Below are 12,925 nucleotides of genomic sequence, written 5' to 3'. Positions count from 1 at the left end.
CCGCCCAGGAACCCTTCGCCGCCCCCGTCCGCCGGCCCGAATTCATCGGAGCCCGCGACTTCACCCCCGTGAAGTAGGGGCATACGCAGGCCAGGCGGGGCGGGACGCAACAGGCCGGGGAGGCGTCGGGCGACGGCGTGGACCGGGCCCGCTCGGCGGTCTGGCGCCGAGCGGGCCCGGTCACCCGTGACAGGCGTCGTGCAGCACGAGAGGCGCCCGGGAGAAGGCCTCCATGATGACCGGGGTGCGGGTGCGCTCAGCGCTCGCCCTGACGTAGGGCACCTCGTCGCGCATGAGCGGAGTGACCGCTGGGCCGTGCCCGGTGCGCGACGAGCCCGGCCCCACGCCGTCGGGCGTGGGGCCGGGCTCGGATCCACCGGGCAGGGGCCGGGCCCCTCCGGGGGAGGGGGGTGTCAGGCCAGCATGCCGGCGCGCAGCTTGCCGAGGGTGCGCGTGAGGAGCCGGGAGACGTGCATTTGGGAGATGCCGAGTTCGGCGCCGATCTGCGCCTGTGTCATCTCCTGGCCGAAGCGCATCTCGATGATGCGGCGCTCGCGGTCGTCGAGGTCCTCCAGGAGCGGGGCCAGGGCATGCAGGTTCTCCACCGTCTCCAGGGCGGAATCCGGCTCGCCCAGGATGTCGGCGAACGTACGCGAAGCCGTCCCCGTCGTCTCGCCCGCATCGGTCGGCAGGTCCAGGGAACCGGCGGTGTAGCCGTTCGCTGCGATGACGCCCTCGATGACCTCGTCCTCGGTGAGGTCCAGGTGGTCGGCCAGTTCCTTCACCGTCGGGTCGCGGTCGAGGCGGGTGGCGAGCTCGTCCTTCGCCCTGGCCAGTTCCACGCGCAGTTCCTGCAGCCGACGGGGGACGTGGACGGCCCAGGTCGTGTCACGGAAGAAGCGCTTGATCTCGCCGACGATGTAGGGGACGGCGAAGGTGGCGAACTCGACCTCACGGGAGAGCTCGAAGCGGTCGATGGCCTTGATGAGGCCGATGGTTCCGACCTGGGTGATGTCCTCCATGTCGCCGCTGCCCCGGTTCCGGAAACGGCGCGCGGCGAACCGGACCAGGGAGATGTTCATCTCGATGAGGGTGTTGCGCGCGTACTGGTACTCGTGCGTGCCCTCCTCCAGGACCTGCAGCTGCTCGAAGAACAGCGTCGACAGTGCGCGGGCGTCCTTCGGGGCGATCTTGCCCGCGTCCTCGATCCAGGGGAGTTCACCGACGCGCTCCGGCGCGGCCTCCGAACCCGGCGCGCCGTCAGTCCCTATGGTCCCGGGGGTCTGTTCAGTCATCACTTTTGTTTCCACCCTCCCTCGTGCTGAGCGCGCTTCCTGGCGAGCCCCTGCCCCGCTTCGGGGGCTCCATGCGTGGTGACGCGAAATTTCTTGCTGTGCGGAAACAGTTGTCTGTGGACATCGTAAGATGAGCGGCACCGGCCACCGGCGCGCCCTGTCGGGATCGCCACAGTGCCGGGCGCGGGCTCCGTACGCTGGAGGCCGACGGCCAGGACCCGCGGGCGGTCCGGATTTTGGTGCGGCACGACGAGAAACAGGATCACGTGGACAGATTCGCTGCCGTCGAGCGGGAGCTGCGCAAGGCCGCACCCCACCTGCTCCTCGACGTCGCCACGGCGGCTCTGCGGGAGCAGTACGACGTACAGAGCGTGGAGCTGCGGCTCGCCGACTACGGCATGACCGTGCTCCAGGTGGTGGCCGAAGTGCCGCTCTCCGAGCCGGTGCCCATACACGACAGCGCGCAGGGCAGGGCCTTCGGATCCCAGGAGCCGTATGTGGAGCGCCGGGCCGCGTCCGGCCCGGCGCTCGTGCATCTGCCGGTGACCGTCCGGGGTGACCGGCTCGGCGTCCTCACCGCCGCGGTGTCCGAGGGCGACTGCTCTCCGTCGGACCTGGCGGGGATGCAGCAGATCTGTGAAGCGCTCGGCCACGAGATCCTCGTCGCCGGCCGGGACACCGACCTCTACCTCCTCGCACGCCGCGCCACCAGGCTGACCCTGGCCGCGGAGATGCAGTGGCAGCTGCTGCCCGGCCGGTCCGTGTCCCGCCCCGAATTCTCGTTGGGCGCCCATCTGGAGCCCGCGTACGCGATCTTCGGTGACAACTTCGACTGGTCGGTGTCGGCCCATCACCTCACGCTCACCGTCACCAACGGCATGGGCAAAGGGATGGAAGCAGCCCTGCTGACCAATCTCGTGGTCAACGCCCTGCGCAACGCCCGGCGTGCCGGCCTCGACCTCCCCGGTCAGGCCGGCCTCGCCGATCAGGCCGTCTACGCCCAGTACCGTGGCGCGCTGCACGCGTCGGTCCTGCTGCTGCGTTTCGACCTGGCCACGGGTGAGGTGGAAGCGGTGGACGCGGGATCCCCCCGCATGTGGCGGCTGAGGGGACGCGGCGTCGAGACCGTCGAGTTCGACGCGCAGCTCCCGCTCGGCATGTTCGAGGAGACGGAGTACGTCGCGGAGCACCTGCGTGTCGAGCCGGGGGACCGGCTGCTGATCGGCAGCGACGGTGTCTACGACGGCCCGTCCGCGGCCGGGGAGCGCTACGGGGAGCGCGCTCTCGTGCGGGCGCTGTCCGCGCACCGCTTCCTGCCGTCCGAGCAGGTACCGCTGGCGGTGCTCCGCGACCTGCGGGACTACAGGGGTGCCACACCGCTGGACGACGATGCTCTGGTGGTCTGCCTGGACTGGTTCGGCCGGCAGTCCTCCGCCGGGGATCCGTCGGTCTGACCTGGGGCGACGGGCGGTCGACCGGCCTTCACGCGGTCGACCGCAAGGGTCTCGCCCCGCCGCTGTCCTGCCCTGAGGCCCCTGCCGCATTGCGAAAGGCCCTGAGCCCTTCGAGGAGGGAACGCCGCGACTTGGCCGGCATGGCGTCGATCGTGGCCATCAGTACCTGCTCCCTGCGTGTGCGCAGCTCGGCGAGGTACGCCCTGCCGTGGCTCGTCAGCCGGAGTTCCAGCTCCCGGCGGCTCACCGGGCTGGGGGTGCGCTCCACGAGTCCTGTTGCCTGCAGCCGGTCGCACAGCCTGCTGACCGAGGGGGAGGCCGACCCCAGGGCTTCGGCGAGCATCCGCAGGTTGATGCCCTCCTCCCTGTCCAGCGTGTACAGCACGCGGAGCTGCGAGGGGGAGACCGGGCCTTTTGGGACGGCCTCACGGCCGTGCTCCCAGAGGATCTCGAGGAGTTCGACGAACTCGGAACCCTCGCGGGCCGCCTCCCGGGACCTGTGGTCGGGTTCGGGGTTCAGGCCCATGGTGATGACACTCCGATCCGGCATCGCCCCACTCGTCCGTCTGGCCACCGGACCGAGCAAGCGAGCCAGGCGTCTGATGCGCTCGTATGGCCAGCCAGGACAAAGGTTCGGGGACACGTACGTGGCCCCGGACATCGTACCTCTGTCCACTGCGGGCTCCTGAGGACACCGCAGGCCTCTTTTATGCTTCCACAGGGAAACAGTTGTCATGAGGTAAGGTTTCGCAGTTCGATATCCGATGCGTGATCCCCCAGCGGTCACCGTCGCTCCTGTCGCGACGGTGACCGCTCCCCGGTCTGGAGCACTGAAGTCATGACGCACAGCCTGCCCCTCGTCCTCGCCGTCCGGCACCCCGCGGATTCGATCGCCGTCCTCACCGTCGCCGGCGAGATCGACGTGGACAGTGCGCCCGCGCTGCGGACCAGGGCGCTGGAGCTGATCAGGCGGGGCAGGCCGCACGTCGTTCTCGATCTGGCGGACGTGGAGTTCTGCGACTCCTCCGGCCTCAACACGATGATCAGTGTCCTGCGGTACGCGAAGGACCGGCACGGGTCGCTGTCCTTGGCCGCCGTGCCGGCCCACCTCGGGAGACTGCTGGACATCACGGGGGTCGGTGGGCTGATTCCGGCCTTCCCCGGCGCGGCCGAGGCCGTCGGTGGCCTGCTCGCCGCGCCGGTGCCGGACGCCTCCGCCTGACCGGCGCGGTGGCCGGGCCCGGTCCTCGTCGCCACCGGAGCCCGGCAGGCTTTCTAGCTCCTCACGACGCGCCAGAGGTTGTCGGGAGTCCCGTCGTCCGTGTCCTGGACGGCGAAGGCGCCGACGGCGGTGGAGTGCCCGGCGATGGCGAGCAGCTTGCCGCTGTGCGCGTTGCGGATCTTGTGGGTGCCGTCTCCCTGGTCGAGCAGTGTCCATCTGTGGTCGGCGGTGCCGTTGTCCGACCACTGGAGGACGCTCGCGCTGTCCGCGGTGGACATGTCCTGGACGCCGAGCACCTTGCCGCTGTGGACGTTGCGGAAGCGGACCGCGTCCCCGTCGTCGATCATCTCCCAGTTGTGGTCGGCGGTGCCGGAGTCGTGCCACTGCAGGGCCCGGCCCCCGTCGGCCGTGGACATGTCCTGGATGCCCAGGACGAGTCCGCTGCCCACGTTGACCAGGCGGGTCGTGGCGGTGTCGCCGGTGTTCCAGTAGACGGTGTAGTTGTGGCCGTGCGCGTCGTGGAACGGGCCCAGGGTGACGGTGGAGCCGTCGGCGGTGGCGGTGAAGGCGAGCGAACCGCCGTCGGCCCGGGTGATCGAGGAGGTGTCCAGTGACGGGAGGGAGTCGAGCGAGTGGTCACCGTAGTTTCCGGACAGGACCGTCGGCCCGTAGGTGACCGCGGCGACGTCCGGGTCGTCCTCGGCCGCTCGCAGGACGACCCGCATGGGCAGGCGGACGGTGACGGTGTCGCCGGCGGCCCAGGTGCGGTTCAGGGTCGCGTAACTGCCGGGCGTGGTGGGGATGTCCTGTGCGAGGCCGTTGACGGCGACGGTGGCCCCGGTGGTCCAGCCCGGGATGCGGATGCGCATCGCCCAGGTGCCGGCGGTCGTGCCGGTCATGCGCAGGGTCGTGGTGTCGCCGACCGGGAACGTGGTGGTCTGGGTGACGGTGATTCCACGCTGCGTCCAGTCGAGCACCGAGGGAACGAACAGGTTCACGATCAGCGTGTTGTCACTGTGGAAGTAGACGGAGTCCATGAGCCTGGTGTGCATTTCCAGGCCCGTTCCCTGGCAGCACCAGAAGGAGTCGTAGTCGGTGCTCCAGGTGCCGCCGCCCCACGCCGGGCCCACACCGCGCCGGGCTCCCGGAGCGAGCGGGGTGAAGTAGGTGACGTGGCCGTGGCTGGAGGCCGGGTTCTGCTGACCGGTCATCTGGTTCAGCCACGCCTGTTCGTAGAAGTCGAAGAGCGCGGCTCTGTCCGGGTCCAGGGTGAACAGTTCACGGGTGAGGGTGAGCATGTTGAAGGTGTTACAGCTCTCGCACGTGTCCTGCTTCAGGTGGGAGGCGATGGCGTTCGGTGCGCGGAAGTGCTCGGCCTGGCTGTTCCCGCCGATCGCGTAGGTGTGCGCGCCGACGGTGATGTCCCAGGCGTTGGCGGCGATGTCCCGGTAGCGTGTGGCTCCCGTCGCCTTGTACTCCCGGGCGGCCCCGATCCACTTCGGGACCTGGGTGTTGGCGTGCAGCCCGTCGAGCCGGTCCCGGCCGGCGGCCAGCGGGTCGAACACCGCGGCGTGGTCGAAGCGCCGGGCGACGGTGAGCCACCGGGTGTCGCCCGTCTGCAGGGAGAGGTCGGTCAGCACGGCGTTCATGCCACCGAATTCCGTCCCCAGCATGGTCTGCATCTGCGCGGCACCGAGGCGGCCGGTGCGCCGGTCGACCCAGCCGGCCAGGGCCACAAGCACGTCACGGGCCTGGGTGCTGCCCAGGTGGCGCCATACGTCCAGCAGGCCGGTGAGGGTCTTGTGGATGGTGTAGTACGGCACGTTGCCGTTGTTCAGGGTCCGCTGTTCGAGGGCGGTGAAGTCGGACTCGGGGTAGCCCGACAGGTATCCCTCGCTGAACCCGGCGGCGCTGTTGTTGGCCTGGCACTTGGCCAGCTCCGCCACCATGTATGCCGCCTTGTCCCGGCAGACGGTGTCCCCGGTCGCGGCGTACAACTGCGCCCAGGCCGTGAGGAAATGGCCCTGTACATGGCTCCGGAAGGGGAACGTGGGCGCCTCCCAGCCACCGGTGGCAGCCGCCCCTCGGGTTGAAACTCCATGGTTGGCGCGGAAGTTGTACAGCAGGCGGTCGGTGTCGACGAACCGCAGATAGGCACGGGTGCGGTTCTGGTTGTCCAGCCACCGGCTCGCCGTCAGACGGACCTGACCGAGTTCGAAAGGCGAGACGGGCGCTGCGGCGGCGGGAACGGCGGCCCGCGCGGAAGCGTGGCCGATGAGGGGACCGGAGGCGGAGGCGGCGACTGTTGCACCGACGGTCCGGAGGAGGTGCCGTCGGCTGACGGAGGGGGACATCGTGCGGCCCTTTCTGTGACGGGGGAGCGCCTGCTTGCCTGCCGGCGCCCGCTCAGGGTGTGGCCGTTCGATATTTCGCACGTCGTTCGCTATGTCGCCGGAAACATAATGGCGCCGCCAGGAGGCGTCAATGCTGCTGACACCCCCGGGTGATCGACGGAGGCGGGTGGTCGGCGCGGATGTGCGCCGTGGACGCCGGGCCGTAACGCTCGGGCCGGATCACGACGCGGCGGCCCGGCCGGGGATCCCCGGCCGGGCCGCCGCTCATTCTGCGCTCCGTGTACGTCCGTGACCACGCCTGGTGGCGTCCCTTCGGGCGTGCCTCCCACCCCCCTCGCCCGGTCAGCGCGTCTCCGCCGGTCTGGCGTGCGCGAAGCCCCTGTGGTGCCATACCAGACCGCCCGCCGGGCGGCCCAGGCAGTCGGCGACGGCCACCCGGCCCACCAGGATCGTGTGGTCCCCCGCCTCGATCACGTCGTGCCGCGCGCAGGTCAGCCGCAGCGCGGAGTCGGCCAGTTGGGGTGCGTGGCGGGAGGTCGGCCCGGTGGCCAGCGTGACGCCCTCGAAGCGCTGTTCGGTGGGCCCCGCGAACTTCCTCGCCAGGACCTCGTTCTCCGGGCCGAGCAGATGGACGGTGAAGGCCGCCGCTCCGGTCAGTACGTCGTGGGTGCGCGAGCCGCGGTCCAGGCAGACCAGGAGCAACGGGGGGTCCAGCGACAGCGAGGAGACCGCGCTCGCTGTCAGGCCCCGTGGGGCGCCCGTGTCGTCGTAGCACGTCACCACCGTGACGGGGGCGGCGAGGGAGGCCATCGCGGCACGGAACTCGTCGGCCGGGATGTCGCGGGACATGACCGCCCCAGATGTCTCGGGGGCCAGGGCGGAGGCCGTGGCCGCACTCCGTGCCGCGGACTCGGTCAGCAGACTCGTGGCGCTCATCGGGACGCCCCTTCCAGCTCGCGGTCCGATACCGCCGGCGAAGCCGCCTCACGAGGGCCCGCCGCGGGCCCGGCCGGCCCCGGCAGCCAGCGGCCGCGAGGCTCACCCACCGTTCCCCGGGTCAGGTCCCAGGCCAGCCGGCCGCCTGCCACCACCGTCGTGAACCGCCCCGTGAACATCCAGCCCTCGTACGCCGACCAACCGCACAGCGACTGCACGTGCCGTGCCGACAGCTGCCAGCGCGCGGCCGGGTCGAGGAGTGCGAGGTCGGCGTCCGCACCGACCGTCAGACGGCCCTTGCCCAGCAGCCCGAACAGGTCCGCCGGTCCCGCGCCCATCAGCCGTACGAGGTGGGCGGCCGCCGTGTCGGCCTCGATTCCCCGGGCGAGCAGGCCCGTCCAGACGGAGACGGCGAGTTCCTGGACGCCGGGCAGACCGGGCGGTGCGTCGGCCGGCGGCCGGTTCTTCTCCTCGACGGTGTGCGGGGCGTGATCGCTGCCGATGGTGGTGGCCTCACCGCTGAGCACGGCCTGCCAGAGCCGTTCCCGGTCGCGCGGGGCCCGGATCGCCGGGGAGAGCCGGGTCCGCGGGCCGCGCCGGGCGGTGTCGTGATCGGTGAACGAAAGGTGGTGGCCGGTGACCTCGAAGGTGATCGGCAGCCCCTCGCCCGCCGCCGCGGCCAGCATGTCGGTCTCCTCCGCCGACGACACGTGCAGCACGTGCACCTTGGTCCCGTGCGTCCTGGCCAGCTGGACGACCTTGGCGACGGCGACGATCGCTCCGGAGCGCGGACGATGCGGTTCGTAGGCGCCGTACGACTCGGGATCCCCGCTCCGGGAGTCGAGGAGGTCGAAGACGTGCTGGTCCTCGGCGTGCAGCACGAGGCGCACATTGCCGCGCGCGGCGGCGGCGAAGGCCGCCTCCAGCTGATGTGCCTCGCGGAAGACCACGGGCGCGGTGTGGTGCCCGGCCATGAACGCCTTCGCGGAAGTCGCCACCGCCGGGTCGAGGCCGGCCAGGACCTCCGGATGATCCGGATCGGCCCCCATGTGGAAACGGTGGTCCACGTACGACCTGCCCGCGATCAGTGCCGCCTTGGCCCGCAGGGACGTCGCGTCCAGGGACGGCGGACGAGTGTTCGGCATGTCCATGACGGTGGTTACTCCGCCCGCGAGGGCGGCCCGGCTGCCGTGCTCCCAGGTCTCCTTGTGCTCCAGCCCGGGGGTGCGGAAGTGCACGTGCGAGTCGATCAGGCCCGGCAGGACGTACCGGCCGCGGGCGTCCAGGCGTGGCCCGGAAGGGAGCGGGTCGCCGGGGGCGACCAGGGCGTCGATGCGGCCGCCACGGACGACGACGGCGCCGTCGTGGACCCCGTCGGGAGTGACGAGCCGGCCGCCTTCCACCACCAGGTCGGCTTCGGCGGCGGGTGCGTGGCCGAAGGCCGCGGATATACGGGACGAGGGGGCGTTGGTCATCGGTTCCACGGCAGGCTCACCAATTCCTTGCAGAGGTCGTTGGTCGGTCCCATCAGGGCGACGGCACGGGCGTCGCGCCCGAACCGGTTGATCGGATGCGTCTCGACGTATCCCGCCGAGCCGAGGAACTGGGCCACGTCCGCCACGACCCGCTCGGCCGTCGCGGAGGCGGCCAGCTTGGAGTGCAGGGTGGTCAGCCCCGGATCCGCCGAGGTGCGGCGGCCGGCGCGCTCCACCACCGCGCGGGCGGTCTCGACCTGGGTGGCCAGGTCCACCAGACGGTGGCGCACCGCCTGATGGACGTAGAGCCCGCGGCGTGCGGCGTGCTCGTGCGCGGCGTCGAGTGCCGCCTGGGCGACCCCCACGGCGACCGCTCCGAGTGTGGCACCGCTGTTGCGGACCCGGGCGATGATGGACGCGGCGACGCCCGGTGCGCCGAGCCGTGCGGTGTCGGGGACGCGGCACTCCCGCACCGACACGAAACCCGTGGCGGAGCCGCGCATTCCGCTCAGCCGGAGCGAGGTGTCGGGCAACAGGCCGGGATGGTCACCGGGAATCAGGAAGAACGTCTGGCCGGCGGCCCCGTACCCGGTGTCCTTCGAGGAGCCCGGGGAGGAGGGCTCCTCCTGCGACTGCGCCAGGACGAGATAGACGTCGGCCAGCCCGGCACTGGTGGTGAACGACTTCGCTCCGTCGAGCAGCCAGTCCCCGTCAGAGGTACGACGGGCCCGGGTCGAGAGGTTCTTCTTGTCGGCCCCCGCCCCGCTCTCGGACCACGCGGAAGCGGCCAGCCACTGACCGCCGGCCAGCTTGGGCAGGACCTGGCGGTGCTGGGCGGGGGTGCCGTTCTCGACGATCCGGCTGGTGACCGCGCAGTGCTGGAAGAGCATGATCGCGGCGGAGGCGTTCACCGAGGCGACCTGCTCGACACAGGAGTTGAGCGCCACCGCGTCGGCCCCCGCACCGCCGTGGGACTTGGGTACGACGAGAGCCAGCAGCCCGCTCTCGCGCAGCACGGTGACGGCCTGACGGTCCGGCTCCCCGCTGCGGTCGGCTACCTCGGCACAGGCCGCCAGACGGCTCAGGACCTCCGGCGAAGGGACGAGAGGAGCAGGACGGACGGGGTCGGTCCGGCCGGCACGGCGGGAGCCGGTCGTCGTGTACGGATCGACGGCGTACGGGGCGGGCAGTGCCTGCGGCGGTGCGCTCCGGCGCTCGGCGGTCAGGCTGTCAGCGGAACCCACGGGGTCTCCTCGGATGCGTGGTCGGACGTGGCGAGTACGGGGGTACGGCGGCCGGCGACGGAAGCGGTCTGCGGAGCGGTGGTCCTGGGGCGCGGCAGCAGCCCCCGGTACTCGACCTGTTTCTCGGCGACCGACACCCAGTCGAGTCGGCGGACTCCGTCGGGGCCTTGTGTCGAGCGGGCGGCGACACGCACGCACCCGCCGGGGGTACGCACCGGCAGCAGCGCATCGGGGTCCTGCGCCGCCCGGCCGGCCAGCGACCAGGGCACGGAGCCCGCGATCCCGGCTGCTGCACCCAGGCAGATCGCACCGGTCAGCGCGACCGTCGGGTGCCAGGACGGCACGGACACCGCCCGTACGAAGAGCCCGCCGCCCTCCTGCGGCAGCAGGGCGGCAATCTTCGGGAAGGCCCCGAAGGTGTCCCAGCCCTGCGACTCGCAGACCGCTACCCGCAGCCGGGTCATGGCGGTGAACAACCGCGGATCGTCCGCGAAGAGCGTGCCGGGACCGCTCACCCCGAGTTCGGAGGCGTCGACGAAGGCGTACGGGTTGCCCATCGACACCAGCGAGACGGGCACGACCCGGCCTTCGAAGGGGACCTGGGTCACCGGTTCGCCCGTCATGAGCAGCTCGGGCAGCCTCAGCGGCGGCGAGCACAGGAAGTGGGCGGTGAACCGGGTGCCGCCGTCGGAGGTCTCCTCGGTCTCGCAGACCACGTTGTCGCCGTTGTTCAGGACGTTGACCCGGACGCGGCAGCCCGGCACCAGCGGCTGGATCATGCCGGTGCGGGCGGCGGCCTCGACGGCGGCCAGGATCGAGTGACCGCAGGAGCCACGCAGGTCGAAGCTGTCATGACTCTGCGGAAGGGACTGCACGAACCGGTAGTCGAGGTCGAAGAGAGGGTGCCTGGACGGCCGGACTATCGCGTTCTTCAGCACGTCGCCGGCTCCCTGCCCGGACAGGTCGGCCCGCAGGTCGGCGAGCGCGCGCAGGAGCTCGGGCTCCGACTCGGGGAAGTCACGGCCGTCCAGGACGGCGGTGGGGCACGGCGCGCCGTGCGCCCTGGCGAGTGAGACGCTCATCCGAGGGCCCCCACCGGCTCAGGGGTGCGCACCATGGCACCGGCGGACGAGCCGAAGAACTCGGTACGCCACATCTGATGCGACATCAGTGCCCAGAGGGCCAGTGACACCTGGTCGGACGGCCGGGCCGTCTGCTCGGCGAACAGGGCGTCCACGGCCTCGTACCGCAGCCGGCCGTCGGCACGCAGCGCCTGCGGGGACAGGACGTCGCGGGCCATCGCCCACAGCCGCTGGCCGGGGGCCAGCATCGCGGTGATCGGAAGGGTGAACGGCTGCTTGGGACGGTTCAGGACACTGTGCGGCAGCAGTCCCTCGGCGGCCCGGTACAGGGCGCGTTTGACGCCCGTGCCGGGCACGGTGCGATGCCGGTCGGGCAGTGTCGCCGCGTACCGCACGACAGCGGGCTGGCAGAACGGAAGTCTGGCCTCCACCGAGCTGGCCATCGACAGGTGGTCGACCCGGCGCAGGTGATAGGCCGGCAGCCGGTAGCGCTGCTCGATGCGGCAGATCCTCTGGAGACGGCTGCCCGCGCCGTGCGCGAGCGTGTCGGTGAGGCCGGGCGGCAGCATGGCGGACGAGCCGAGCGAGTGGACACGGGCGGCGTAGTCACCGGTGTAGAGATGCTCGCGCAGGGAGCGCGGTACGGCGGCCAGGTGATCGAGGTAGGCGCCGGCCCAGTCCGCGCCCTCGGGGGCGGCGAGCGCCTGGGTCATGCGCGCGTACCCACCGAAGAGTTCGTCTGCCGCATCACCCGTGAGAGCGACCTTGAACCCGGCGTCGCGAACCGCCCGGAAGAGCGAATAGGTGCTGAGGGTGATCGGGTCGGCGTTCGGCTGCCCGAGGTGCCGTACGACATCACCCATCAGGTCGGGGAAGGTGGCCGGGTCGATCTCCACCTGGTGGTGGACGGTGCCGGTGTGCCGGGACACCTCGTCGGCGAAGACACGCTCGTCACCCGGCCAGTCACCCGTGTAGGCGATGTTGAAGGTGTGCAGGGCACCGGACGCGCCGCGGTCCCGCAGGGTGCGGGCGGCGAGCGCCGTGACCAGGCTGGAGTCGAGACCGCCTGAGGTGATGGCGGCGACCGGGGCGTCGGCGACGAGCAGCCGGGACACCTCGCGGGCCAGCAGCTCGCGCAGTTCACCGCCCGCCTGCGCGAGGCTGCGCCCCTCGGGGACCGGAGGTGCGGACTCGTAGCCCATCCGCCGGGTGGTGAGGCGCAGGCCCTCCTCGAGGGTGATGACGGCGGTGGCAGCCGGCGGCAGCACGTCGATGCCCCGGAACATGGTGCGCTGGCCGAAGGGTGTCTTGGCCGACAGGTAGGTGTGCAGGCCCAGTTCGTCCTCGTAAGGACGTACGTCGGTGAAGCCGAGCAGGGCGGGGAGCTCCGAGGCGAAGTGGAAGCGGCCGCTGCGCTCTTCCCAGTGGTAGTACAAGGGCTTCATGCCGGACGCGTCGGTGGCGACCACCAGGCGCGGGGCGCCCCGCAGGTCCATGACGGCGACGGAGAACATGCCGTCGAGCTGCTCGGCGAACCGGTCTCCGTACGTCAGGTACAGCGCCGGCAGGATCGAGCCGTCGCAGCGGTCCTCGAAGTGGTAGCCCTGCCGGATGAGTTCGGTGCGCAACCGGTCGTGGTTGTAGAGCTCGCCGTTGAAGACGACGGTGATGTCACCGAGGCGGTACGGCTGGGCGCCGCCCTCGGGGTCCATGATCGACAGCCGGTTGTTGCCGAGCGCCCAGCCGGAGCCCTGGGCGAAGGACTGGGCGTCGGGCCCGCCGTGGTGCTGGAGGCCGGCGACGTCGCGCATTTCCTGGGCGGTGGTACGGGCGTGGAAGGATCCGTGGATACGGCACATGGTT

10 protein-coding genes are annotated in these 12,925 nt (G+C 71.3%); 2 read left to right on the top strand and 8 right to left on the bottom strand.

From position 1 onward, the window contains the following. Positions 1 to 413: 413 nt before the first annotated feature. Complete coding sequence (locus tag ACF1FZ_RS25075) at positions 414 to 1,295, bottom strand: SigB/SigF/SigG family RNA polymerase sigma factor (RefSeq protein WP_391775634.1); 882 nt, start codon at positions 1,293 to 1,295, stop codon at positions 414 to 416. A 266-nt stretch (positions 1,296 to 1,561) separates the two neighbouring features. Between ACF1FZ_RS25075 and ACF1FZ_RS25070 the strand changes: the two genes are divergently transcribed. Then, positions 1,562 to 2,749, top strand: a complete 1,188-nt coding sequence (locus ACF1FZ_RS25070; RefSeq protein WP_391775633.1) for a PP2C family protein-serine/threonine phosphatase — start codon at positions 1,562 to 1,564, stop codon at positions 2,747 to 2,749. 28 nt (positions 2,750 to 2,777) lie between these two features. Here ACF1FZ_RS25070 and ACF1FZ_RS25065 read toward each other — a convergent pair whose 3' ends face one another. Next, positions 2,778 to 3,275 (bottom strand): MarR family winged helix-turn-helix transcriptional regulator, encoded by a 498-nt coding sequence (locus ACF1FZ_RS25065; RefSeq protein ID WP_391775646.1) that lies wholly within the window; start codon positions 3,273 to 3,275, stop codon positions 2,778 to 2,780. Between the two features lie 312 nt (positions 3,276 to 3,587). Between ACF1FZ_RS25065 and ACF1FZ_RS25060 the strand changes: the two genes are divergently transcribed. After that, positions 3,588 to 3,971, top strand: a complete 384-nt coding sequence (locus ACF1FZ_RS25060; protein ID WP_391775632.1) for an STAS domain-containing protein — start codon at positions 3,588 to 3,590, stop codon at positions 3,969 to 3,971. Between the two features lie 53 nt (positions 3,972 to 4,024). On the opposite strand, the gene ACF1FZ_RS25055 is transcribed toward ACF1FZ_RS25060, so the two are convergent. From ACF1FZ_RS25055 to asnB, 6 genes are all read right to left on the bottom strand, one after another. Beyond that, entirely contained in the window at positions 4,025 to 6,325 is a 2,301-nt protein-coding gene (locus ACF1FZ_RS25055) for a beta-L-arabinofuranosidase domain-containing protein (RefSeq protein ID WP_391775631.1), read from the bottom strand. A gap of 342 nt (positions 6,326 to 6,667) precedes the next feature. Beyond that, positions 6,668 to 7,261: a flavin reductase family protein gene (locus ACF1FZ_RS25050; protein ID WP_391775630.1), complete on the bottom strand. Its 594-nt coding sequence runs from the start codon at positions 7,259 to 7,261 to the stop codon at positions 6,668 to 6,670. Beyond that, positions 7,258 to 8,736 (bottom strand): dihydroorotase family protein, encoded by a 1,479-nt coding sequence (locus ACF1FZ_RS25045; protein WP_391775629.1) that lies wholly within the window; start codon positions 8,734 to 8,736, stop codon positions 7,258 to 7,260. Before ACF1FZ_RS25045 ends, ACF1FZ_RS25050 begins: the two co-directional genes overlap by 4 nt. Further along, the gene (locus ACF1FZ_RS25040) at positions 8,733 to 9,980 is read right to left on the bottom strand and encodes an acyl-CoA dehydrogenase family protein (protein ID WP_391775628.1); all 1,248 of its coding nucleotides are present in this window, start codon (positions 9,978 to 9,980) and stop codon (positions 8,733 to 8,735) included. Before ACF1FZ_RS25040 ends, ACF1FZ_RS25045 begins: the two co-directional genes overlap by 4 nt. Continuing rightward, a complete protein-coding gene (locus tag ACF1FZ_RS25035; RefSeq protein WP_391775627.1) occupies positions 9,959 to 11,062 on the bottom strand; it encodes a PrpF domain-containing protein in 1,104 nt (367 codons plus the stop codon). The genes ACF1FZ_RS25040 and ACF1FZ_RS25035 overlap by 22 nt, the downstream gene beginning before the upstream one ends. Then, positions 11,059 to 12,921: an asparagine synthase (glutamine-hydrolyzing) gene (gene asnB / locus ACF1FZ_RS25030; RefSeq protein ID WP_391775626.1), complete on the bottom strand. Its 1,863-nt coding sequence runs from the start codon at positions 12,919 to 12,921 to the stop codon at positions 11,059 to 11,061. The genes ACF1FZ_RS25035 and asnB overlap by 4 nt, the downstream gene beginning before the upstream one ends. Positions 12,922 to 12,925: the final 4 nt, after the last annotated feature.

The sequence above is a fragment of the Streptomyces sp. NPDC014623 genome (assembly GCF_043088245.1).
Lineage (GTDB): Bacteria > Actinomycetota > Actinomycetes > Streptomycetales > Streptomycetaceae > Streptomyces.
Note: the sequence above shows the minus strand (reverse complement) of the source record. Positions and strands in the feature narration are given on the sequence as shown.